Consider the following 23,786-nt stretch of genomic DNA (forward strand, 5'->3'; position numbering starts at 1 on the left):
CCTTAAAAATCATTGAATGTCGAACGGCGACGAGCACTACCCAGCAAACTGAGCAGCCAAAAGGTCACCATACCTCCCAACACCAAAGCACCACCAATAATCATTTGACGATGGCGGCCCTGCTCGGAGAGTCGGGTATTTTGCTGAGTAAGCTGCAAGTTCGCCTGCTCAAGGCTTACTACCTTGTCCTGCAATTCACGGTTAAGTGAATCTATCTGCACAACATTTTCTGATGCACGCTGCAGACTGAGCAGCTCATCTCTACTACGTTGTGCTTGTTCTTTGGCTGCGTTTAGTTCCTCGCGTAGACGCAGATTCTCTTCCGAGGCTTGCTCACCACTATTTTGAATATTATCGAGTGTTTCACGGGTTGCCTGTAGAGATTGGCGCTGTTGTTCAAACTGAGATCTTATACTTGGCTGATCTGTGAGATTACGCGTCAGTACCCAACCTTCGACGTCAGCACTACGAATGCGTGTGTATTCACCATCAGCACTTTCTTCTATGCGTTCAACCGGGCTACCAGCAACTAAAGTACCGCTAAAGCCTGCATTGCGAGTGGGTCCACTTTGTACCCCTGTGCGTAAATCATCGGTAATCCATGCCTGCTCAGCAAAACCCTGTGCTGAGAAAAAACATGCCAGCGCAATTGTTGCGCAAATCAGTTCACGTTTCATATTTTAACTTTATCAATCCCTGCCAAAGTGCTCTTTTCCTGTTAGGCTCAATCAAGCAACAGTATGGATGCGGTAAGCATCTTACTCGAACTTCACGCCCATGCCAATCAATCATGACGCTATCCTCAGATTGACTCTGCCCTGTAAGATTGAGCCAAGTCAGGCCAGAAAAGGTAATTATCTCTTTTATTGAACTTGGTAGCGCTACATTAAGTGGTGAGACTTCTTTTTCGGGAAGACTTAAAAACTCAAATTTTTGCGCTTGATATAAATGCAGTAGCATCAAACAATCATCCAAACCGGCTGAGGCGCATGCATTTTCCAGTAACTGCATTTCAGATTCATCTCGCCAATGATTCCAACTCTGATTTTGCCGCCATGGTAATGGAAAAAACCACGCATAGCTTACTGCTTGATCATAAACCATCGTGCCATGGCCAGTAAGCTCCACGCCCGAAGCAAGCGTAATCTTTTCTGCCGATATCTGCGCATGAGCTGTAGCGCGCTCTTTTTGAGGGGTATCTGCTACGTCTGCATATTGACGACTTTGCGGCAGAACAGCTGCGGGCTTACTTGACGCAGCAATCGTCTGCTGGCTGCCGGACAATACTTGCTCAGCATCTGTAGAAAACCTATTCTCACCACGCGGCAGCCAATAGCGCAAACCGAGCATGGCATGCGCAAGTTGCCTCGGAGATACATTTTCTCTCTTCAACTGATGAGCTTTCATCTACAGCCTTGATCAATATCCACGCTTCGATCTTTTACGACGCAACCTGAATAAGCTCCATACTGGCCCGTGCAATGCATACAAAGTAAAGAATACAAAAAGAACCAAAGAAGGCTCTAAAAACAGCAAGGCAATTAGTACGATCGGGAGAACAGCTTTAGAAAAAGGAATACGCCCTTCCAGCTTTACTGTTTTGAAACTATAAAACTTGATATTACTGACCATTGACACTCCCACCAGGACAACAAGGATCACAGCCAAGAGCGGGTAATGCATCCAGTCCAAACTATAGCGCTCACCTACCCATACAAATGATGCAACAACTGCCGCAGCAGAAGGGCTAGGCAAGCCAACGAAAAATGCTTTATCGACCTGCTCTACCTGCGTATTGAATCTCGCTAATCGCAAGGCAGCACAAGCTGCATAAACAAAAGCAGCCATCGACCCTAGCTTTGAAGGCAAAACCGGATCATGAATTGACCCAAAAAGTGCCCACTGATACATCAATATCGCAGGAGCAACACCGAAAGAAATTAGATCTGAGAGTGAGTCATACTGCACGCCAAAAGCAGATTCACTTTTGGTCCAGCGTGCAACACGGCCATCAAATCCATCAAAAATCATGGCAATAAAAATTAATGCTGCCGCATGGCTAAAACGGCCATTTAATGCTGCGAGTATTGCGTAAAACCCACAAAATAACGCAGCTGTAGTAACAAGATTTGGTAGTAAGTAAATAGTCTTGTAATTCTTCATTATTTGACCTCTGAGTTGGTTGTGAGTTCATCGATGATGCGTACCAGAGCAGCATAAGGATCATCAGCTTTACTGACAGGCCTTCCAATCACAAGATAATCACTACCTTGTATGCAAGCCTGTGCTGGCGTAACAATGCGCGCCTGATCATCTCGCGCCGCCCACGATGGACGTATTCCTGGGGTCACTGTAAGAAAGCCCTCACCATGAGCTGACTTAACTTGCCCTGCTTCAAGCGCAGAGCAGACCACACCATCAAGCCCAGCTTCGGCGGTCAATGCAGTGAGAAACTCCACCTGTTCGGCGATACTTCTACTGTTGCCCAATGATTGCCACGACTCAGCATCCATACTGGTCAAAATTGTCACCGCAATCAAGAGTGGTGGCTTAGCCTTCCCTGCTAATGCTCGCTTGGCTGCTTGCAGCATAGCCGATCCACCTTGTGCGTGCACATTCACCATCCAAACACCCAAATCTGCAGCTGCTTCTACAGCTTCGGCAACTGTATTGGGAATATCGTGAAATTTTAGATCCAGAAAAACATCGTGGCCACTATCGTGTAAGGCTCGGATGACTTTCGGGCCGCAGCGTGTAAAAAGGGATTTCCCCACTTTGACCCGACAAAGTTCCGGAGGAAGCTTTTCTGCGAGGCGCATAGCAGCTTCATAATCAGCTACGTCAAGCGCAACAATAATATTCTTGGGCAACATAGTTGTTCCTGTTAATTCTCATCGTTGTTCGACTTTCAATTCAAGTGCGGCTGTAAAACTGCTCCACTCAAAACAAGCTGGACAGTGCCAGCACTGATGCTGCTGGCGAAATCCACAAACCTGGCACTGATATACAGTTTGCGGCTTAATTGCGGCCATTATCTCTTTTCCGCGTACAGCTATATCGACGCCGAACTGCAAACAAGCCCAAATCAAAAGTGGACTATCTGTTCGTTCCAGAGCTTTGGACAACACCGCCACCGCTGCATCGGTACGCTCAATGCTTTTTAGCGCATCAGCAATAGCGATGATCAACCGCGCCTTATTACTATTATTGCCCAGTTCGCACAGCCACTCGCGATACTCTTCCTCACGATCAAGCGCCTGATAAGCTTTCGTCATCATCGGTAAAGCATCTGGTAAATGGACTTCTGATTGCTGGGCAATTGACTGCAATGCGTGAAGTGCTTGAACATATTGCCCATCTTCTAAAAAATACTTTCCCAACAAGACATTGGATCGAACGCAACCAGCATCACGTTGTAAAGCAGCCTTAAGCAATCTTAGTGCAGCTTCAGCATTCCCTTTTGCGCGGGCTTCAACTGCTTGCTCACAGTCGTAATTGGCCAAAGCTGCTGATTGATCACCATAGCCACTTGATTGCCAACGCTCGGCCAATTCCCGAGCTTGCTGCCAATTCCCTGTACGCTCATACAACCCGAGCAGCACTTCCATCACCCTCTGCTGAGGGCGCGTATCCATCAGTGATTCAAATATGTCCTGAGCTTGGGCAAACATACCTGCATAGCGATAATCTTCGCCAAGTTCAAAAAGAATATCGTACTTTTGCAATGACCCCGGATCTGCCTGCTGCTCTAATTGCTTATGAAGGTGCAATGCACGATCCACCTCTCCACGCCGGCGAAATAACCTGCCTAAGGTGAGCTGATTCTCAATAGTTTGATGATCGAATTCGGCAATAGCGACGAAAATTTCTACCGCTTTATCCGTCTGATCATTGAGCAAATAGCTTAATCCATCAAAATAGGCTGCTCGAGACCGATCATGACGCAACAGGCGCGCCTCTCGGCGCATAGCCACCCACCATCCACTCCACGCAGCAAATGGTAATAAAAAAATAACCAGCCACTCGGCCATTATGATACAGCCGATTCAGCCTCGTACTGTGATTTAACCGCTTCGTGATGTGCTTCGCGGTGTTCACGATCCAGCTGAGCTTGTAGTTTTTTGGCACGGCCACGCCAAAACAGCACTTTTACACCAAACACGAGCAGGGTAAACAATGCACCACATAGGAAGCTCAACACCATGACAACAACCAGTGGCAAATCACGCTCACCAAACAAGTAGTTAAATGCCACATCATTGCTGTTAAACAGACCCATCAATGCGAAAACAATGCCTAATGCAATAACAATAATATAGCCAAGCAATTTCATAATCTTTCCCTTTTAGTTGGTGATACTTATATCTATTTTGCCATGAATTCTAACAGCCCGTCGGGCAAAACAGAAACTGCTTCTTTTTCAATAGCAGATACCCTACCGCCGTCTATTTTGTAAAATCTTGTCGCTGAATATCCTAAGCTACCAAACAGTAAGCAACCTTAAGACTACATAAAATAGATAAACCATGTTTTACCTATTAATCATTAAAGCCAAGCACATCGGCCATGGAGTACAGGCCAGCTGGTTTACCAGATAGCCACATCGCCGCCTGTAACGCACCTCGTGCAAAAATACGACGATCATTGGCCCGATGGGTCAACTCTATTCGCTCATCTGCACTGGTAAAATAGACGGTATGCTCACCGATGATTTCGCCTGCACGTATCACTGCAAAGCCAATATCCTCCCCGCCACGACGATGATGGTATGGATAAACTTTTCGTTCAGCGAGGTCATCTCCCTGTGCTTGTGCAATTGCCTCACCCAAGCGAAGCGCAGTACCAGAAGGGGCATCGACTTTATGCTGATGATGCAGTTCCAAAATATCAGCATGCCACTGGGATTTATCTAGCACTTTTGCGACCTGGCGGCTAATCTCAATCAGAACATTAACCCCTACACTGGTATTAGCTGCAAGAATAATTGGAATATCTTGAGCGGCTTCTTCTATCCACTTTTTTGCCTTATCCGAAAAACCTGTCGTGCCAATAACCAAAGGCTTACGCAACTTACGGCACACTGGGAGTAGTTCCAACGTTGCTTCTGGGCGCGTAAAATCAATCACGACATCACTTGAAGCGCAAAATGATTCAAGATTGCTTGTTGCACGGACATTCCCGGCATCCACTTTACAGACATCCGTAATTTTTTGCCCCGCCCATTCATGGTCACGACGAACAAATCCTGCTGCTATTGCTAGTGCTGAATGCTCAGCAGCCAATTGAGCAATCACCAACCCCATTTTTCCGTTGATATTGTGAATACCGCATTTCAGATTTTGTTCTGACATATCTATCTTTCTTTTCCCTTGCTGGACCAATAATCCCTTGTGATCAAATTTCAATATTGCCGCTCATTAATACGGTTCGGCATATAGAGAACCCTACTGGTATCATAAACAGTATCATGACAAAACTGAACAAAAATGAGTAAAAAAACAGACTCTGATTTTTCCAGCTTGATCGGCCACGTAAAGCCCATTAAAAAACCTGATATTGCGCCATCATTTGGCCGCCAGCCGCTACGCAAAATCAAGCGCCGTATGCGCCATCGCGAAGAAATTCGCTACCGCGAAAACATACAACTCAGCCATAATTTTGACCGTATCAGTGCTTTGCTATTCCATCAAATGTGCCAAGGTCGGGCTCATTGCAGCGAGTATATCGATCTTCACGGTATGTACGTCAGTGAGGGCGTCAATTACTTACGAGATTTGATTGATATGCGCCGCAATCGACGCTTGACCTGCTGGCATGTTGTCCATGGAAAAGGAAGCCGCAGCCCTCAATACGATCGTGCGCCATTAAAACATGCAGTCATCGAACTGTTACTCAACCATCCCGCTATTGCGGCAATTGCTTCAGTTCATGACAGTGACGGCGCCAGTGGCGCCGTCATCATTGCATTACAGCCACAAACGGCTTAATTAACGCGTTAGTCCAGGATCGCAACACCTGGCAAAGTTTTACCTTCCAGATATTCGAGCATTGAACCACCGCCTGTCGAGACGTAATCGATTCTGTCTTCAAGGCCAAACTCACTGATTGCAGCGATGGTATCGCCACCACCAGCGAAGCTAAATCCGCTGCTTGCTGCAATCGCCTCACCCAGTGCCTTTGTACCAGCTGCAAATGGAGCCATTTCAAACACCCCAACAGGACCATTCCAAACAATGGTTTTTGCTTCTGCAACCGTCTCAGCATAGCGCTTGGCACTTTCTTCGCCGACATCGAGAATAAGCTCATCATCGCCAACGTCATCAACACTACACGTGCGGTATTCGCTGTCTTCACTGAATGACTTTGCGACGACAACATCCGTCGGCAACAACAAATTCACACCATTTTTTTGCGCCTGCTCCAGCATCGCTTTGGCTTCATTGAGCAAATCTGGCTCATAAAGTGATGCGCCAACCGAATGCCCCTGAGCAGCAAGCAGTGTATTGGTAATACCACCACCCGGAATCAAAACATCCACTTTTTCAAGTAGCGTTTTTAAAACCATCAATTTAGAAGAAACTTTGGACCCACCGACAACGGCAACCATAGGACGATCAGGATTATGGAGGAGTCGTTCGAGAGTTTTAACTTCTTTTTCCACCAGCAATCCAGCACAAGCTTCAGGTGCAAACTTCGCCACGCCATGAGTTGATGCCTGAGCGCGATGGACAACACCAAAGCCATCACTGACGAATACATCACATAAAGCAGCGTATTTTTTCGCCAGTGCTTCATCGTCTTTTTTCTCGCCCTTATTGAAGCGGACGTTTTCAAGCAACACGACCTCACCAGCTGCTACTTCTGGTGCTTGTTCAAGATAATCTTTGATTAACTTAACGTTTTGCCCCAGTAATTTACCGAGATGCTCGGCAACAGGTTTAAGGGTAAATGCTTCATCGTATTCCCCTTCAGTTGGGCGACCTAGATGTGCCATGATTAAGACTGCGGCACCAGCATCAAGGGCTTTATTGATGGTTGGCAAAGCTGCCTGGATGCGCACATCACTGGTAATCTCACCGTCTTTAATGGGCACATTTAGATCCAGGCGCATCAATACACGCTTACCAGAAAGATCAACATCAGAAAGTGTTTTCATGTCTTCTCCTGTATGAATTGCTTCAAAATTGGCTTAATCAGAGAAGCGTTCCCTGTGCCGAACAGAGTATCTGATAGGCACTGAAATCACTTCCCCGATTCAACTATCCAATGAGAAAAAAGGCCGGCATATGCCGGCCTTTATGCTTTGCTTGTTACTTAGCGTTGATAAACGCTTTGGCAGTATCAAGCATGCGGTTTGAGAAGCCCCACTCATTGTCGTACCAAGACAGTACTTTGACCAAACGGTCACCAATAACGCGAGTTTCAGCCGCATCAACAGTTGAAGAAGCTGGGCAATGGTTGTAATCGATTGAAACCAATGGCTCTTCACTGAAATCAAGCACTTCAGCAAGTGAATCATCACTGTTTGCTGCTTTCTTCAGGATGCGGTTAATCTCTTCACGAGTGACGTCTTTCTCAGCAGTGAAAGTAAGGTCTACCAGTGAAACGTTGTTGGTTGGTACACGAATAGCCATACCATCCAGGCGGCCATTCAATTCAGGTAATACCAAACCTACAGCTTTTGCAGCACCAGTTTTGGTTGGGATCATTGACATCGCAGCAGCGCGCGCACGGCGCAAGTCACTGTGTGGCGTATCAAGGATACGCTGATCGTTAGTGTAAGCGTGAACAGTGGTTACCAAACCACTTTCAATACCAATTTTCTCATGCAGAACTTTGGCCAAAGGCGCAAGGCAGTTTGTTGTGCATGATGCGTTTGATACGACTTGCATATCGCCAGTAAGCGTGTCTTCGTTAACACCATAAACGATAGTTGCGTCAACATCATTAGCACCTGGTGCAGAAAGCAGTACTTTCTTCGCGCCACCTTCGATGTGCGCCATGCTCTTGGCTTTGCTGTTGAAGATACCAGTACATTCAAGTACCAGCTCTACACCAAGCTCGCCCCAAGGAATATCAGCAGGATTTCTTTCGCTAAATGTTTTGATGCTATGGCCATCAATCACGATATCGTCGCCATTTAAGCTGCAATCGTGGTTGAAGCGTCCATGAGTTGAATCATATTTCAGCAGGTGCAGACGAGTCTCGCCGTCATCCAAGCTGTTGATAGCTACTACTTCAAATTCAGACTCCAGTCCACGCTCATAAATAGCGCGCAGAACACAGCGACCGATACGTCCAAAACCGTTAATTCCAATTTTTACAGCCATACTTCCTTCCTCTTTAGTTATCACCAAAATGATATTATAACAAATCGAGCGTCTTGGCTATGACATTCTCGACAGTAAATCCATACTCTTTAAACAACTCTTCAGCTGGTGCTGATGCGCCAAAGCAATCAATACCAATAACCGCACCACGCTCGCCAACTAAGCCTTGCCACAGCGCGCTGACACCTGCTTCAATCGCCAACTTAGGTACATCACCACCGAGTACTTCACGGCGATATTGTGCATCTTGTTTCATAAACAAATCGTAGCATGGCACTGATACGACACGGATTTTTTTACCCTTCTTACGCAGTGCATCTGCAGCATCAGCAGCAAGAGCCACTTCAGATCCTGTAGCAATTAATACCGCGTCAGGCTGTTCATCGGTACTCAAAACATAACCACCACGATAAATGGCATCAATTTGTGCTTCGTCACGTGCCTGTGACGGTAAGCCTTGGCGCGACAATGCAAGTGAACTTGGCATATCACTCTTGATAGATGCATGCCATGCAGCCAAAGTTTCAACGTCATCACAAGGCCGCCATACATACATATTTGGCATTAAACGCAGTGATGAAACGTGCTCAATTGGTTGGTGAGTCGGGCCATCTTCGCCCAGACCGATAGAATCGTGGGTTAAAACGTAAACTACCGGTTGCTTCATCAATGCTGATAAGCGCATGGCATTACGCATATAGTCGGAGAAAACGAGGAATGTTCCACCATATGGGCGAATACCACCATGCAAACTCATACCGTTCATCATCGCGGCCATGGCAAATTCACGTACACCGTAATGGATGTAGTTGCCCGCAAAATCACGTGGTTTGATTGCTGCACTGTGCTTGTGCGACGTGTTATTAGAACCACTCAAATCTGCTGATCCACCTAATAGGCCCGGCACAAAAGGTGCAATGACTTCTAATGCTTGCTCTGAAGCTTTGCGCGTTGCTACTTTTGCGCCAGCGGCTTGCTTGTCTTTCAATGCCTGCTTGACAGCTTGATCAAGCTGATCAGAAAGCTTGCCTTCAATGGTTTCTTGATAGCGCTCGGCTAATTCTGGATAAGCTTTAGCATAAGCATCAAATGATGCTTGCCATTCTTTCTGCCAATTTTCGCCTCTTTCACGTAGATCAGCAACTTCATAAGCACCCTCAGGAACACTAAATTTGCCTTCCGGCAATTCAAGTGCTGATTTAACTTTACTGATTTCTTCATCACCAAGTGGTGCGCCATGGCTTTTTGCAGTGCCTGCCAAATTTGGAGAACCAAAACCAATCACTGTCTTACAAATAATCAATGACGGACGGTTTTGTTCTTGCTTTGCATTGTTGATCGCTTGATCAATTGAATCAGCATCATGCCCATCAACTGAATCAATGACCTGCCATCCGTATGCTTCAAAGCGCTTGGCGACATCTTCACTATACCAAGGCTCAATTTCACCATCGATTGAAATACCGTTTGCATCGTAAAGAACAATCAGTTTGCCCAAGCCCAATGTGCCGGCAAATGAACAAGCTTCATGCGAAACACCTTCCATCAAGCAGCCATCACCAACAAAGCAGTAAGTGTAGTGATCGACAATCTTATGCTGATCACGGTTGAACTGTGCCGCTAAATGTTGCTCAGCCAAAGCCATACCAACGGCATTTGCAATACCCTGACCTAATGGTCCCGTGGTCGTTTCTACACCCGGAGTTTCATCAACTTCTGGGTGACCAGGTGTCTTGCTGTGCAACTGGCGGAATTGCTTGATTTCATCCAAAGAAAGATCAAAGCCAGCCAGATGCAGCAAGCTGTACTGCAGCATGGAAGCGTGCCCATTGGACAGCACAAAACGGTCTCGATTATGCCACTTCGGGTCTTTAGGGTTTACACGGATGTGCTTTTGCCACAAAACCGTTGCCATATCCGCCATACCCATTGGCGCACCCGGGTGACCTGAATTTGCCTGCTGTACCGCGTCCATACTCAAGGCACGAACAGCCCCTGCCATTAACTGATGTTCAGTCATATTTTTCTCCACAATAATCAAGCTGCTTTAGGTGTTGCATGCGCTTGCAGCATCACCAGAAAATCATAAAAAATGTTCAATGCTTCATAAAGCGCCACATCGGGAACGAACTGCTCTTTGTCATTCTCGTCTTTAGCATATTCATTGCGCTTTTCAATATCACTTTTGCGTTTAGCGTCAGCCTCCAAGCTTGGCACACTGTCGCGCTGAGCCGCTTCGTAGGCATCACTATAACGCTCCCAATCCTGATACTCTTGCTGTCTCTTCTCAAGATTGAGAGACCACATTGACTTATCGTTCTCAGCGGTTACCTTACGTACATACTCCTGATAACGCGACAGCGCAGGATCATTAGCCATACGCTTGACATGGCGTTCCTCAACCTCAGCTAATACTTCAGGGGTAATATTGCCGGCCGGAGTAAACTCACTTGGGCGGACATGCTTCCATTTCATCGCATGCTTTTCAGACTGCTCACCAACGACATCCAAACCAAGCCCTTCTGGCATTGCAATATCTGGCGCAACACCTTTCAACTGCGTACTGTCCCCATTAACGCGATGGAACATTGCGATGGTGAATTTGAGCTTACCCAATGCAGTACTATTTTTAGAGACAAAACGATTGAGATCAATCATCGTCTGAACGGTGCCTTTACCAAAAGTATTACTACCGATAACAATCCCACGCTGATAATCCTGTATGGCTGCAGCAAAAATTTCAGAAGCAGAAGCAGAGTAGTGGTCAATCATGACAGCTAATGGCCCTTCATAAACAGCGCCCGGTGTTTCATCAACTTCTTCACGAACACTCCCATCGGTATTGGATACCGACACCACTGGCCCTTGATCGATAAACAATCCAACAGTCTGTACCGCTTCGTAGAGTGAACCGCCACCATTACCACGCAGATCGACAATGATACCGTCAACCCCATTATCTTGTAGTTCCAATAACAATCGCTCAACATCTTTACTGGTACTGCGGAAATCCTTTTTGCCGAGCTGGGCGGCATTAAAGTCCATATAAAAAGATGGTAAACGGATCACGCCAATACGCTTTTTAATGCCCTGCTCTTCGACTTCTTCAACATAAGCTTGCGCACCTTGGTCTTCAAGCTTGATTTCTTCGCGCTTAATAATAACCTCTTTTGCACCACCAGAACTTTTAACCGGTTCAATCAGCAAGCGAACGAAGCTTCCTTTTTTTCCGCGAATGAGCTTCACCGCCTTATCAAGTCTCCAGCCAACAATATCGACCATCTCACCATCTTCACCCTGTGCAACGCCGATGATCTGGTCACGAATATGTAACTTCCCACTTTTTGCAGCTGGACCACCCGGAGTCAGCTCACGAATAGTTACCTTTTCGTCGTCAACGCTCAGTACCGCGCCAATACCTTCCAACGAAAGGCGCATATTGATATCAAAATCTTCACTGACGCGTGGAGAAAGATAATTTGTATGCGGATCAAAACGCGTAGTGATGACATTTAAAAAAATATCGAAAACATCATCACTGGTTGTTTGACCAAGGCGTTTATTCGCACTTTTATAACGCTTGGTCAACGTCTCAACCGCTTCTTCTTCACTTTTATCCGAGAGAATTTGGCGAATGATTTGGTCGGTCAAGCGCTCTTCTTGATAAGCCGTCGCATCTTCTAGTGTTTTAGGCCATTCACGATTATTTTCTTGATGGAAAGGAGGAATATAGACTTCTTTATCCGTATTGAGATCAAACGGCTGCTCCAGGCGCCGCAGCGTCCATTGATTCATGGCGTCTGCTCTTTTCCGATAACGCTCAAACATATCAAATGCAGTGCGAATACGCTGCGTATTAATTGGGGTCAGAAAGTGATCGCGATTTGCAGAAAATTCTTCAATATCACTCTGCAAAAAATAGGTATGAGCAGGATCTAGCGCATTGAGATAATCATCAAAAACATCAGCAGACAATCCTTCTAACTGAGCATCTTGATAATGGTGCTCTTGCAGCAATTTAAGCGACAGCAAAAAGGCTTTTTCATATTTCTCACTGACGCTCAAGGGGGCAAACTCAGTAGATGAATCTGGATCAGATGCAGTAACTGCCTGTGCCTGCAAAAGATTCACGCCCATTGAGATCACGGCCATCAAGGCCAGCCATTGTATTCGCATCAAGTATCACCGCAGTTGAAGAGGCGCCTATGCTAGCACAGCTTCTACCCAGCGCGGAACCTGAACGCCAGCCTTACCGTAATAACCTTGATCAAATCTTGCCGCGCTGCCTGATGGTGCAAGGTTAATCTCAACACAAAGCGCCCCTGCTTCTTTCGCCAATTGGGCAAATCCCGCAGCTGGATAAACAACGCCAGAAGTACCAATGGCTGCAAAAATATCCGCATGTTGCAAAGCTTCTGACGCTTGATCAAGGAAATATGGAATTTCGCCGAACCAAACAATATCAGGCCGTAATGCCCTCAAAGCGCCACATTTTGGGCACGCGACATCAGGGCTACAATCCTCCCGCCAATCAAAAACACTATCGCAGGAACTGCAATACATTTTAAGCAACTCGCCATGCATATGTAATGTTGTCGCGCCAGCGCGTTCATGCAGGTTATCAACGTTCTGTGTAATCAAAGTTAAAGAAACATGCGACGCGTTTTGCAACTTGGTCAGCGCCAAGTGTGCTGCATTTGGCTGCACGGACGGGTCAAATAACTGTCGACGGCGTGCATTGTAAAAATTATGTACCAATTGAGGATCACGCATGTATCCCTCGGGTGTAGCAACGTCTTCGACCCGGTGGTTTTCCCATAACCCGTCACTAGAGCGGAATGTTGCCAAGCCGGATTCAGCTGAAATACCAGCACCAGTTAAAACAACAATATTTTTAACCGCGTCGCACATCATTCGCGCCTTTCCATCGCCATATAGCTACTACAAGACATGCCCAGCCAAGCAAAATAGCGACGCCACCAATCGGGACAATATAATTCAGCCCCCAACCATAAATAGCCATGCAATATAACGCTCCACTAAACAGCGCCACGCCCAAGCACCACAACCCGGCAACAACTCGCCACCACGGCAAAACAGCCCAACCACTCAACCATAAAAGCGCAATTGTATGAACAATATGGTAACGCTGGGCCTTTTCGAAATAAATTAGTGATTCACCGTGAAGGACGCCATGCCCCATCGCAGCGCCAATAGAAACCCACGTCAAGCCACTTAATGCGCCAATTAACAACCAATGCCGATTTTGCATGTTTTTTCCTCGTTTTTTGTATCGTATTACCGACTAAAGATCCCTATAATTCATCACAGATAGTCAATCATTGAGTCTGATATGCCGAATCCTGCTGAATTACTGCCCTTCGTCCACTTACTTTGCGATGAAGCTGCGAAGATTACACTTAATCATTTTCGCCAAAGTATCGATGTGATGCAAAAAAAAGATGCGTCGCCAGTTACCATTGCTGACCAAAACACAGAAGCCATGCTACGCAAGCAGATACTAAAAAAATACCCGAATCACGCCATTATTGGGGAAGAGTTTGGATTGAGTGGAGGTGGCGAATGGCAATGGGTCATTGATCCTATTGATGGAACCCGTAGTTTTATCAGCGGGTTTCCAACCTATGCAACTTTGATTGCCTTGCTACACCATCAGCAACCAGTACTCAGCGTTATAGACATGCCTGCACTCGGAGAACGCTTTGTTGCGATAAAAGATCGGCCTACGACATTAAATGGCCAAAGCATCTCTGTCTCCAGTATAGACACTTTGAACAACGCCAAACTACAAAGCACCGATCCCGGCATGTTTACCCAGCAGCAATGGCAAAAGAGACAACAGCTCGCCAAGAACGTAGCACTTGATCGCTTTAATGGTGATGGCTACCTTTATGCCATGCTCGCAGCCGGATGGATTGACTTGGTTGTTGAAGCGGATCTCAAACCACACGACTTCCTACCGCTTTTACTGATTGTCGAACAAGCTGGCGGTATGATTACTGATTGGTCGGGCAATCCGCTCACAGCAGAAAGCGATGGTGAGGTAATTGCCGCAGCAACTTCTGCGCTACATCAAGCCGCACTCAAGCAACTACAATCCACCAACTAATAGCAATCGTCTCGACTCTATTGGGCACAAACCGCTTTTCGCTTATACTGTGCGCGGTTTTACTGGGAATGGATAATCATGGCATTTAAATGGCTTAAGAAGCGCAAGAAAGACACCGATACGGTGCAGCAGCAAGAAAATCAAACTGTTGCACAAACTGAACAGCTACCAGCCGAAGTTTCTGCTGATAGTGACAGTAAATCCGGCTATTTCCAACGCCTAAAACAAGGGCTAAGTAAAACCCGCAGCGGATTTGGCGATTTATTTCTCGGAAAAAAAACACTTGACCCTGATACGGTCGATGATTTGGAAATGCAGTTATTGAGTGCCGATGTCGGTTTGGAAACCACCAAAATCCTCATTGATGATCTAACCAAGCGTATTGACCGTAAAGAACTTGGTGACCTTGAAGCTGTGCAAAGTGCACTGGCGCTACATATGGCTGACCGCCTTACTCCTTATGAACAACCGTTGCAAACAGCCTTAGCCAAACCATTCGTTATCCTAATGACAGGCATCAATGGTGCGGGAAAAACGACGACTATCGGAAAGCTTGCACACCAATTTAAAGCTGAAGGCAAAAAAGTTATGCTCGCAGCCGGCGATACCTTCCGCGCCGCTGCTGTTGAGCAACTGAAAGAATGGGGAGAGCGCAACGAAGTTCCTGTCATCGCTCAGGGGCATGGCGCTGACCCCGCTTCTGTGGCCTATGACGCTTTACAATCAGCACAAGCACGAAACATTGACGTGCTGATCATCGATACTGCCGGCCGTCTCCACACCCAAGACCACCTGATGGACGAACTAAAAAAGATTAAGCGCGTCTTACACAAACTTGACCCACAAGCCCCTCATGAAACCATGCTGGTACTTGACGCCGGAAACGGCCAGAACGCACTGCGCCAAGCGATGCACTTTCATCAAGCCATGGATTTAACCGGATTAGCCATCACCAAACTTGATGGCACAGCAAAGGGTGGAATCCTCTTTGCCGTTACACATGAACTGGAATTACCCATCCGCTATATAGGCGTTGGGGAAAAAGCAGCTGATTTACGAGTATTTAACGCAAATGCCTTTGTCGATGCTTTATTATACAAAGATTGATATTTAGGGGAAAACCATGAGCAAAACCAATTTACCAGCCAACCCTGCCGGGAAATGGTTAATTCCCAGTACAGATATTGACCAGTATATTGCCCGAGTCAGGCAAATTCCTGTCCTTGACGCGCAGGAAGAAAAGCGACTGGCTTACGAATTACAAACAGAAAACCGTATTGAAGCAGCGCAAACCCTAATCATGCACCATTTAAAATTTGTGGTGCATATTGCACGCGGCTTTAGCGGCTACGGCTTACCACTTGCTGATCTTATTCAAGAAGGCAACATTGGCCTGATGAAAGCAGTCAAGCGTTTCGAACCAGACCATGGTGTGCGTCTGGTTTCTTTTGCCGTACATTGGATTAAGTCCGAAATACATGAATATGTCATCCGCAACTGGCGAATGGTTAAAATTGCCACGACCAAAGCCCAGCGTAAACTGTTTTTTAACTTGCGCAGCATGAAAAAAGGCCTCACTTGGCTGAATCAGGACGAAGCGGAAAAAATTGCCAATGAACTCAATGTATCAAGCAAAGACGTCTTCGAAATGGAAAGCCGCTTACAAGGTCAAGACATCGCCTACGAACCAAGTGATGATGACGAAGAAAATCCATTTTCCCCTTCTGCATGGCTGAGTGATGATCGCATGGATCCTGCTGAAGAAAATGAACTAGCTGAAAGCTCGGCGCTAATCACCAGTGAATTGGCTAACGCGCTTGAGCAGCTGGATGATCGCAGTAGAGATATCGTCAGCTCTCGCTGGCTCAGCGATGGTAAAAAAGCCACATTACAAACTTTGGCTGAACGCTACGACGTTTCAGCTGAGCGCATACGCCAAATTGAGCAACAGGCGATGCAAACACTTAAAGCGCAGTTAGGTGCCAGTACCCTGAAACAATAAGCGTTGCAGGTCAACACGGGCATACTATAATAGTAAAAGTTTAACTTTGAGGACAAAACAAATGAGCCAGCAAATAAAAAAAGCGGGATTGAAAGTGACGGGTCCAAGAATGAAAATTCTGGAAATCATGGAACGCGAAACTACGGACAACGATGTCCACCTCAGTGCAGAAGACGTCTATAAAATTCTGCTTAAAGCTGATGAAGAAATTGGGCTTGCTACGGTTTATCGCGTTCTGACTCAGTTTGAGCAAGCCGGTATTCTCAAGCGCCATAATTTTGAAGGTAACCACAGTGTTTTTGAAATTGACAGTGGCGACCACCATAACCATCTTATCTGCGTTAAAAGTGGTAAAGTCGTAGAATTCTACGATGAAGTCATTGCACAACGTCAGAGAGAAATTGCTGAGAAATACGGCTACACACTAGAAGATCATAGCCTAATTCTTTACGGTGTTTACCAAGGTGAAGATGCAGAAGACGAAGACTAACCACCCGAGATAACCTCTGCAAAAGAAAAGCCACTTTAATTCAAGTGGCTTTTTTATATGCGCAATTATTTTCAAAACTAAAGCCATACAAACCAAGCAGTATATTTTTTATACTTGTAAACTTTTCCGCCCTTCTTAAAGCCAACTAAAACGGATTAGGCTCATCAAAAAAAGAAACTTCTAAATCAAAATCCTGCGCCAAATGCTCACCCAAGGCTCGGATACCTGCACGTTCGCTTGCATGGTGACCACAAGCGATAAACGCACAACCACTCTCTTTTGCCTCATGATATGTACGCTCGGCATACTCACCACTAATAAACAATTGCGCACCTTCATCTTTGGCTTGAATCAGAAAATCATGTGCTGCACCAGTGCACCATGCAATACGAGTGACGGACTGTTGCACATCAGCTTCAATGAGAAATACTGTTTCACTTGGCAGTTCGCAACGCAAAATATTCGCAATTTGTGAAGGTTCCAGTGGAGTAATTTCAGCGTGCCAAATCAAAGGCTCATCATCAGATTGCCATACGCGCTGACAGTCAAAATGGTTGGCAAATAAAATATTATTTCCAAGCTTTGGATGTTGATCAAGTGGAATATGATAAGCGAGCAAATTAACTTGCTTGCTGAGTAAAGCTGCAACACGGCGTTGCTTCATACCTGTGATCTGCTGCGGTTCACCTTTCCAAAAATATCCATGATGCACTAGTAATGCATCAGCACCTACTGTACAGGCATAATCAACAGCTGCCGCTGATGCTGTGACAGCAGTCACAATTTTCTTAATCTCAGCCTTACCTTCTACCTGCATTCCGTTGACGGTAAAGTCCTTAAACTTGCTGCACTTCAAATAATCATTCAGATAATTGAGTAATTCGACACGTTGCATAATCAAGCCTCAAGGAACATTTTAATTGCGGCAAAGCAGCGGTCATTATCCTCGGCATTACTGATCGTGACGCGTAAGCAATCACGTAATAATGGATGAACCCCATCGAGTTTTTTGACCCAAATATTTTGCTCAATCAGTGCTGCATAAATCTTTGCCGCATTCGCTATACGAAGCAGCAGAAAATTTGCTGCTGATGGCCAGACTTCTATCCCTTCCAACATTTGATATGCACTGAGCATTCGCGTACGTTCGCGGCAAATCATTGCTGTTTGGGCGCGAATGAAATCGTCGTGCTCCAATGCAAAATCAACACTGGCAAGAGTCAGTACATTGATGTTGTATGGTGGCTTTACCTTAGCAAAAGCATCTATCCAGTCGTCTGCACCAAAGGCATAACCAAAACGCAAGCCGGCATAGCCAATTTTGGACAGTGTACGGATAACGACAACATTGTCGTATGCTTGCGCCATGGTCGCATTTGAGTGAGATGCATACGCACCATAGGCCTCATCAAGGACAACTAGCCCAGGGGCAGCCTCAATGATATTACGTACTGCATCACTATCGAGGGCGTTCCCAGTTGGGTTATTAGGATCAGCAAGAAAAATTACCGCAGGCTGATGCTCTACTATCGCTTTAAGCATTGCTTGTTCGTTCAAAGCAAAATCAGGTGTAGATAATGGGACACCGACATAGTTCATACCCAGCATTTCCGCACATACTTGATACATTACGAAGGTTGGTGCTGGAGCAAGTACAGTTCTGCCTGGCTGAGCGACTGCCATCAAAATAATTTGAATCAACTCATCAGAACCATTGCCATAAATCAAAGGGCAAGCATCTGGAACATCAAACAGACGGCGCAAATGCGCATCGATTTGATCATCGCCGGGACGTGGGTAACGGTTCATTGCCACTTTATCAAGCCGCTCCAACCATGCCTGACGCAATGTTGGGTCAATATCCTGTGGGCACTCCATATCACTTAAACGCAGTGCGTTTTGTGGTAACTGCGCCACCGGATAGGCATGCATGGCGGCAACAGCTGGCGTAACCCAATCTTTAGCACTCATGATCATTCACCTCTCAAGCGGGCAGATAAAGCGTGCGCATGTAGCCCTTCGGCGTCTGCAAGACAGGCTGCAACCGGTGATAAAGCCAGTGATGCGGCCTCAGACAACGCCATAACACTACTGCGTTTTTGGAAATCATATACGCCCAGCGGAGATGCAAAACGCGCTGTACCTGAAGTTGGCAATACGTGATTTGGCCCGGCACAATAATCACCAAATACTTCATTGGAGCGCGTTCCGACAAAAATAGCGCCCGCATGGCGAATTTGCGGCACAATCATCGCCGCATCAGCAAGCATTAACTCAAGATGCTCAGGTGCAATGTGATTGACGACTTCAACACCCTGCTCTATATTCTTGACCAATACAGTAGCGCCACGATCAAGCAGCGAAGTACGAATAATCTTGGCGCGAGGCTGTTCGCTTAGCATTTCCTCAAGTAATGAATCAACCGCTTCGGCCAGATGCCTACTGTTGGTAACCAAAATTGACTGAGCCATTTCATCATGCTCAGCTTGTGCAAATAAGTCGGCCACAATCCAGCGAGGATCAGCGCTGTCATCAGCAAATACGACAACTTCCGATGGCCCGGCAATCATATCAATCCCGACTTTGCCAAAAACGGCACGCTTGGCTTCTGCAACGTATTGATTCCCGGGCCCGGTGATCTTATCAACCGGAGCTATAGTTTGCGTACCGTAAGCAAGTGCTGCAACTGCATGCGCCCCACCCAGTTGCCACACTTCATCGACACCACTAAGATGCGCAGCACCAAGTACCCATGGGTTCATCTCACCGCCAGGCGCTGGAACAACCATAACCACTCGTGCCACACCGGCAACTTTAGCCGGAACAGCATTCATAAGCACTGACGATGGATATGATGCTTTACCACCAGGTACGTAAATACCGGCACTGTCGAGGGGCTGTATTTGCTGTCCTAACGTGCTGCCGTCTTCATCCTGATAGGACCATGAAGTCAACTTTTGTGCTTCACCATAAGCACGAATTCGCTCATGCGCCACTTCTAAGGCATAACGCGCTTCATCACCCAACTCGCTCCAACAAAGTTCGAGTTTCTCAGCGGGTACACGCAACGCCGCCACACTATCTGCATCAGTAGCATCAAGCGTGCGGCTGTAATGCAACAGTGCCTCATCACCACGCGAACGCACATCATCTATAATCTTGGCAACAGTTTGTCGCACATGCGCCTGAGTAGAGAGCTCAAGCGCCAAGCGTGCATTGAGCGGCGCATAAAAATCAGCTTGCGTGGCGTCTATGCGGTGTAATTTCATGATAATTCCAGTTATTTAAACGTGCTTAGCTAGCACTATTTTTCACTGCCTGCTCAATAGCATTGAGTAGAGGCAGTAATCGTGCCTGCTTGAGTTTGAATGCGGCTTTATTAACGATAAGGCGTGCGCTGATATCACGAACATGCTCTATAGGAACCAACCCATTGGCTTTGAGCGTATTACCCGTATCAACCAAATCGATAATACAATCAGCGAGCCCCACCAAAGGCGCAAGCTCCATCGCACCATAAAGCTTGATTACATTTGCCTGCCGCCCCTGTGCGGCAAAATGCGCTTTAGCCGAATTGACGTATTTACTTGCGACCCTGATATGCTGATGCGGCAAAGGTGGCGCATCAGCTTTAGCAGCCACCATCAGACGGCATTTGGCAATACGCAGATCAATCATTTCGTAGATATTTTGCATTGCTGCTTCAAGCAGTACATCCTTACCTGCAATGCCAAAATCTGCTGCACCATATTCGACGTATGTCGGCGCATCAGATGGACGTACCACTAAAAGCTGCACATCGTCATGATTGGTCGAAAAAATCAACTTTCGACTGTCGAAAAAGTCTGCCTCCGGTTCAATACCCGCTGCTTTTAACAGCGGCAAAGTATCCTTCAGTATGCGCCCTTTCGACAGCGCAATTACGATACCATCGTTACGTTTAGTTGCTGCGAATGCGTTCAATGTTCGCTCCCAACGCATTGAGCTTGCCTTCAATACCGTCATAACCACGATCAAGGTGGTAAATACGGTCAACGATTGTCACGCCTTCAGCAGCCAAACCAGCAATAACAAGGCTCGCTGAGGCGCGTAAGTCAGTTGCCATGACTGGGGCACCAATCAGTTTGGCCGGGCCATGGGTTGTCGCATTGTGTCCGTCAATAAAAATATCTGCGCCCATACGTGCCAACTCCGGGACATGCATAAAGCGGTTTTCAAAGATGGTTTCAACCATGCTTGCACTGCCATCAGCCAAGCAGTTAAGTGCCATAAACTGTGCTTGCATGTCAGTTGGGAACGCAGGAAATGGTGCAGTACGAATACTGACTGCTTTTAGCGGGCGATTACGCTGATCAATCGCAATATAATCTTTACCACGTTCAATCAAGGATCCAGCAGCTTCAAGCTTTTCCAGCACAGCCTCAAGCAACGATGGTGAAGTATTACGCGCAATAATACGCCCACCAGTTGCTGCAGCCGCAATCAAGTGCGTGCCCGTCTCAATACGGTCAGGTAAGGTGGCATAGCGGCAACCATGCAACTCACGTACACCTTCAATAACCAGCGTTGACGTACCAATACCACTAATATTCGCACCCATCGCATTAAGGCAATGCGCCAAATCGCTGACCTCAGGTTCACGAGCGGCATTTTCAAGCACCACGGTCCCTTCAGCCAATACGGCAGCCATCATCAGGTTTTCAGTGCCCGTAACTGTGACAACATCCATCACAAAACGCGTAGCTTTCAGCTTTGCTGCTTTGGCATAGATATAGCCTTCACGGACGTCAATTTCAGCACCCATGGCTTCCATACCTTTGATGTGCTGATCAACAGGCCGTGCGCCAATCGCACAACCGCCAGGCAATGAAACTTTGGCCTCACCAAAGCGTGCCAATAGTGGGCCTAATACCAAAACACTCGCACGCATGGTCTTGACCAGCTCATAAGGCGCAACAGGCTGGTCAATAACGCTTGCATCAATACTGACGCTGCCATCTTTAAATTCAACCTTCGCACCCATGGCACGCAATACATCGAGCAATGTACGAACATCACGCAAGTTTGGAACGTTATCAATCTGCGTTTCGCCATTAACCAGCAGTGTAGCGGCTAAAATAGGTAATACGGCATTTTTTGCCCCACTGATGCTAACTTCACCTTCGAGCGTATTACCGCCGATAATTTTGAGCTGCTCCATGCTTATTTGGTCTCCGTTTTTAGTGCCAGTGCGTGTACTTCATTGCTGCTGATAACGTCTTTTAAAGCATTCATGACCATGCGGTGCTGCTCCAGGCGCTTCATCCCAGCAAATCCTGATGATCTGACCGTAGCTGAATAGTGCACCCCGTCCGGGCTACTCAATTCAACTTCGGCATCAGGCAAAATATCCTCAATTCGTGTTTTTATTAGTTGTTCCTGCATGAGAGAAACGCTCCATTATCCAATTCATAAACGGCCAACATCTTACGCAAATGTTCACCAATATTCACCCATTGCAGTTCTATTTCTTGCTCACGTGCTTTGCGAATCAGCAAAACCAAAGCTGCTATACCAATACTGTCTGCTTTCTCTACTTTATGTGCATCAATAGTGACAGAATCAGCCGGAAAGCTAATCTGGCGGCTACTCAAGCCCTCACAATCAGCTAGGCAAAAACTGGCTGGCAGGCACAGTGTCGTGCCCTGCCAATCATCAAAAACATTACTCATTGCCATCCATACCGCGCACTTTCTCAATCAGCCCATCAATACCAACGCGCTCTATATCACTGGCAAAGCTATTGCGGTAACTGAGCAGAATAGATACGTTTTCAAAGCTGGCATCATAGATTTTCCATTGCCCATTTTGTTCGTGCAAGCTGAATACAATAATCGCCGGTTTTTTGCCTCGAGGAGTAACTTGCATGCGGACATCCGTCCGGTTGTACTTATCAATACCAGAGTTACCAAGAATTTTGAACGTAGCATTGGTGTCGTATTGCTTCCAGCTGTCAGAATACAGGCGGATTAACATACTGCGAAATGCATCGACAAAAGCATCCTGCTGAGCTGGCGTTGCTTGGTTCCAGTAGCGGCCAAGGACAATACGCGACATGATTTTGAAATCGAGATACGGCAAAATTTCATTGTCAATCAATTTATTGAGTGCAGCACGGTCGTTGCGATACAGCTCGGGTTTGCTATTTACCTCATCAAGCAAAACAGCTGCCTGCTGCTCAACCAATGCTTCTGCACCGGCCGGATTTGGTTCGGCATGTGCGGTAAGAGAAAAACCCACAAAGGCTGCTACAGCCATCAGTATTCTTTTCATCCTTTTTTCCTCGTTGGTTAAACCATCATTATCATTAAAAAATAAATGCCGTGTCAGTTACTATTTCGTCGAGATATCACTGACGAACTGCTGAATCAGGCGTTCAATGACCATTGAAGAGCCAGTATATGCAATCTGATCACCATCTTCGAGTGTGGCAATGCCGCCCCCCTCAGTAATCCCGATGTATTTTTCCCCAAGTAAACCAGCTGTCAGTACTTCTGCACTGCTGTCATTACCAAAATTGTTGTATTCAATGGATATCTCGAGGTCTACACGTGCCTGCATGCTTGCTGGGTCAAGCGTGATAGATTTAACCTTTCCGATCTGGACACCAGCTGACGTTACAGAGGCATTTTTATTCAGGCCACTAACATCTGTAAACATACCGTAAACTGTATAAGTACTCGATGCATGAAAGCCTCCCATGTCTGTCGTACGCAGCCCCAGAAATGCAGTTGCCGCAAGCGCGAGAATAACGAACAACCCCACCGCAACGCTGACAAAGCGATTATCTTGCAT

27 protein-coding genes are annotated in these 23,786 nt (G+C 46.5%); 5 read left to right on the top strand and 22 right to left on the bottom strand.

What is annotated here, in order from left to right; translation table 11 throughout:
* Nucleotides 1-2: 2 nt before the first annotated feature.
* The 7 genes from KRX19_04290 to dapB all read right to left on the bottom strand — a co-directional run bounded on the left by KRX19_04290 (nucleotide 3) and on the right by dapB (nucleotide 5,336).
* On the bottom strand, nucleotides 3-677 hold the full coding sequence (locus KRX19_04290; protein ID MBV7434240.1) for a TIGR04211 family SH3 domain-containing protein: 675 nt from the start codon (nucleotides 675-677) through the stop codon (nucleotides 3-5).
* Nucleotides 667-1,407, bottom strand: coding sequence for a hypothetical protein (locus KRX19_04295; GenBank protein MBV7434241.1), 741 nt, complete (start codon nucleotides 1,405-1,407; stop codon nucleotides 667-669). The genes KRX19_04290 and KRX19_04295 overlap by 11 nt, the downstream gene beginning before the upstream one ends.
* A gap of 12 nt (nucleotides 1,408-1,419) precedes the next feature.
* Nucleotides 1,420-2,163 carry a CDP-diacylglycerol--serine O-phosphatidyltransferase gene (gene pssA / locus KRX19_04300; protein MBV7434242.1) on the bottom strand — a complete coding sequence of 248 codons (744 nt, stop codon included), beginning with the start codon at nucleotides 2,161-2,163 and terminating at the stop codon, nucleotides 1,420-1,422.
* Complete coding sequence (pyrF, locus tag KRX19_04305; GenBank protein ID MBV7434243.1) at nucleotides 2,163-2,873, bottom strand: orotidine-5'-phosphate decarboxylase; 711 nt, start codon at nucleotides 2,871-2,873, stop codon at nucleotides 2,163-2,165. The genes pssA and pyrF overlap by 1 nt, the downstream gene beginning before the upstream one ends.
* An 18-nt stretch (nucleotides 2,874-2,891) precedes the next feature.
* Complete coding sequence (locus KRX19_04310; GenBank protein MBV7434244.1) at nucleotides 2,892-4,031, bottom strand: tetratricopeptide repeat protein; 1,140 nt, start codon at nucleotides 4,029-4,031, stop codon at nucleotides 2,892-2,894.
* Nucleotides 4,031-4,333, bottom strand: a complete 303-nt coding sequence (locus KRX19_04315; protein MBV7434245.1) for a LapA family protein — start codon at nucleotides 4,331-4,333, stop codon at nucleotides 4,031-4,033. Before KRX19_04315 ends, KRX19_04310 begins: the two co-directional genes overlap by 1 nt.
* A gap of 205 nt (nucleotides 4,334-4,538) precedes the next feature.
* Nucleotides 4,539-5,336: a 4-hydroxy-tetrahydrodipicolinate reductase gene (gene dapB, locus KRX19_04320; GenBank protein ID MBV7434246.1), complete on the bottom strand. Its 798-nt coding sequence runs from the start codon at nucleotides 5,334-5,336 to the stop codon at nucleotides 4,539-4,541.
* A 150-nt stretch (nucleotides 5,337-5,486) separates the two neighbouring features.
* Between dapB and KRX19_04325 the strand changes: the two genes are divergently transcribed.
* Nucleotides 5,487-5,987, top strand: coding sequence for a Smr/MutS family protein (locus tag KRX19_04325; protein MBV7434247.1), 501 nt, complete (start codon nucleotides 5,487-5,489; stop codon nucleotides 5,985-5,987).
* 8 nt (nucleotides 5,988-5,995) lie between these two features.
* On the opposite strand, the gene KRX19_04330 is transcribed toward KRX19_04325, so the two are convergent.
* From KRX19_04330 to KRX19_04355, 6 genes are all read right to left on the bottom strand, one after another.
* Nucleotides 5,996-7,156 (bottom strand): phosphoglycerate kinase, encoded by a 1,161-nt coding sequence (locus KRX19_04330; GenBank protein ID MBV7434248.1) that lies wholly within the window; start codon nucleotides 7,154-7,156, stop codon nucleotides 5,996-5,998.
* A 154-nt stretch (nucleotides 7,157-7,310) separates the two neighbouring features.
* Nucleotides 7,311-8,330 (bottom strand): type I glyceraldehyde-3-phosphate dehydrogenase, encoded by a 1,020-nt coding sequence (gene gap / locus KRX19_04335; protein MBV7434249.1) that lies wholly within the window; start codon nucleotides 8,328-8,330, stop codon nucleotides 7,311-7,313.
* 34 nt (nucleotides 8,331-8,364) lie between these two features.
* A complete protein-coding gene (gene tkt / locus KRX19_04340; protein ID MBV7434250.1) occupies nucleotides 8,365-10,350 on the bottom strand; it encodes a transketolase in 1,986 nt (661 codons plus the stop codon).
* Nucleotides 10,351-10,367: 17 nt separating this feature from the next.
* On the bottom strand, nucleotides 10,368-12,467 hold the full coding sequence (locus tag KRX19_04345; GenBank protein ID MBV7434251.1) for a carboxy terminal-processing peptidase: 2,100 nt from the start codon (nucleotides 12,465-12,467) through the stop codon (nucleotides 10,368-10,370).
* Between the two features lie 66 nt (nucleotides 12,468-12,533).
* Nucleotides 12,534-13,241 carry an NAD-dependent protein deacylase gene (gene cobB / locus KRX19_04350; GenBank protein MBV7434252.1) on the bottom strand — a complete coding sequence of 236 codons (708 nt, stop codon included), beginning with the start codon at nucleotides 13,239-13,241 and terminating at the stop codon, nucleotides 12,534-12,536.
* Nucleotides 13,225-13,602 (bottom strand): DUF423 domain-containing protein, encoded by a 378-nt coding sequence (locus KRX19_04355; protein MBV7434253.1) that lies wholly within the window; start codon nucleotides 13,600-13,602, stop codon nucleotides 13,225-13,227. The genes cobB and KRX19_04355 overlap by 17 nt, the downstream gene beginning before the upstream one ends.
* Before the next feature lie 81 nt (nucleotides 13,603-13,683).
* Here KRX19_04355 and KRX19_04360 point away from each other — a divergent pair, with 81 nt between their 5' ends.
* The 4 genes from KRX19_04360 to fur all read left to right on the top strand — a co-directional run bounded on the left by KRX19_04360 (nucleotide 13,684) and on the right by fur (nucleotide 16,952).
* Nucleotides 13,684-14,460 carry a hypothetical protein gene (locus KRX19_04360; protein MBV7434254.1) on the top strand — a complete coding sequence of 259 codons (777 nt, stop codon included), beginning with the start codon at nucleotides 13,684-13,686 and terminating at the stop codon, nucleotides 14,458-14,460.
* Between the two features lie 78 nt (nucleotides 14,461-14,538).
* A complete protein-coding gene (gene ftsY, locus KRX19_04365; GenBank protein MBV7434255.1) occupies nucleotides 14,539-15,567 on the top strand; it encodes a signal recognition particle-docking protein FtsY in 1,029 nt (342 codons plus the stop codon).
* A 16-nt stretch (nucleotides 15,568-15,583) separates the two neighbouring features.
* Nucleotides 15,584-16,462 (top strand): RNA polymerase sigma factor RpoH, encoded by an 879-nt coding sequence (gene rpoH / locus KRX19_04370; GenBank protein ID MBV7434256.1) that lies wholly within the window; start codon nucleotides 15,584-15,586, stop codon nucleotides 16,460-16,462.
* A 61-nt stretch (nucleotides 16,463-16,523) separates the two neighbouring features.
* Nucleotides 16,524-16,952, top strand: coding sequence for a ferric iron uptake transcriptional regulator (gene fur, locus KRX19_04375; GenBank protein ID MBV7434257.1), 429 nt, complete (start codon nucleotides 16,524-16,526; stop codon nucleotides 16,950-16,952).
* Between the two features lie 145 nt (nucleotides 16,953-17,097).
* On the opposite strand, the gene KRX19_04380 is transcribed toward fur, so the two are convergent.
* Genes KRX19_04380 through mlaD form a run of 9 tightly spaced genes read right to left on the bottom strand, consistent with a single transcriptional unit; the run spans nucleotide 17,098 to nucleotide 23,786 of the window.
* Entirely contained in the window at nucleotides 17,098-17,847 is a 750-nt protein-coding gene (locus tag KRX19_04380; protein MBV7434258.1) for a Nif3-like dinuclear metal center hexameric protein, read from the bottom strand.
* 2 nt (nucleotides 17,848-17,849) lie between these two features.
* Nucleotides 17,850-18,923 carry a histidinol-phosphate transaminase gene (hisC, locus tag KRX19_04385; GenBank protein ID MBV7434259.1) on the bottom strand — a complete coding sequence of 358 codons (1,074 nt, stop codon included), beginning with the start codon at nucleotides 18,921-18,923 and terminating at the stop codon, nucleotides 17,850-17,852.
* Between the two features lie 2 nt (nucleotides 18,924-18,925).
* Nucleotides 18,926-20,221, bottom strand: coding sequence for a histidinol dehydrogenase (gene hisD / locus KRX19_04390; GenBank protein ID MBV7434260.1), 1,296 nt, complete (start codon nucleotides 20,219-20,221; stop codon nucleotides 18,926-18,928).
* A gap of 25 nt (nucleotides 20,222-20,246) precedes the next feature.
* A complete protein-coding gene (gene hisG, locus KRX19_04395; GenBank protein ID MBV7434261.1) occupies nucleotides 20,247-20,915 on the bottom strand; it encodes an ATP phosphoribosyltransferase in 669 nt (222 codons plus the stop codon).
* The gene (gene murA / locus KRX19_04400; GenBank protein ID MBV7434262.1) at nucleotides 20,893-22,152 is read right to left on the bottom strand and encodes a UDP-N-acetylglucosamine 1-carboxyvinyltransferase; all 1,260 of its coding nucleotides are present in this window, start codon (nucleotides 22,150-22,152) and stop codon (nucleotides 20,893-20,895) included. Before murA ends, hisG begins: the two co-directional genes overlap by 23 nt.
* A gap of 2 nt (nucleotides 22,153-22,154) precedes the next feature.
* Entirely contained in the window at nucleotides 22,155-22,376 is a 222-nt protein-coding gene (locus KRX19_04405) for a BolA/IbaG family iron-sulfur metabolism protein (GenBank protein MBV7434263.1), read from the bottom strand.
* On the bottom strand, nucleotides 22,361-22,663 hold the full coding sequence (locus KRX19_04410; protein MBV7434264.1) for an STAS domain-containing protein: 303 nt from the start codon (nucleotides 22,661-22,663) through the stop codon (nucleotides 22,361-22,363). Before KRX19_04410 ends, KRX19_04405 begins: the two co-directional genes overlap by 16 nt.
* Nucleotides 22,656-23,264, bottom strand: coding sequence for an ABC transporter substrate-binding protein (locus tag KRX19_04415; protein MBV7434265.1), 609 nt, complete (start codon nucleotides 23,262-23,264; stop codon nucleotides 22,656-22,658). The genes KRX19_04410 and KRX19_04415 overlap by 8 nt, the downstream gene beginning before the upstream one ends.
* Before the next feature lie 60 nt (nucleotides 23,265-23,324).
* Complete coding sequence (gene mlaD / locus KRX19_04420) at nucleotides 23,325-23,786, bottom strand: outer membrane lipid asymmetry maintenance protein MlaD (protein ID MBV7434266.1); 462 nt, start codon at nucleotides 23,784-23,786, stop codon at nucleotides 23,325-23,327.

The sequence above is a fragment of the Cardiobacteriaceae bacterium TAE3-ERU3 genome, from assembly GCA_019218315.1.
Taxonomy (GTDB): Bacteria; Pseudomonadota; Gammaproteobacteria; order Cardiobacteriales; family Cardiobacteriaceae; genus JAHUUI01.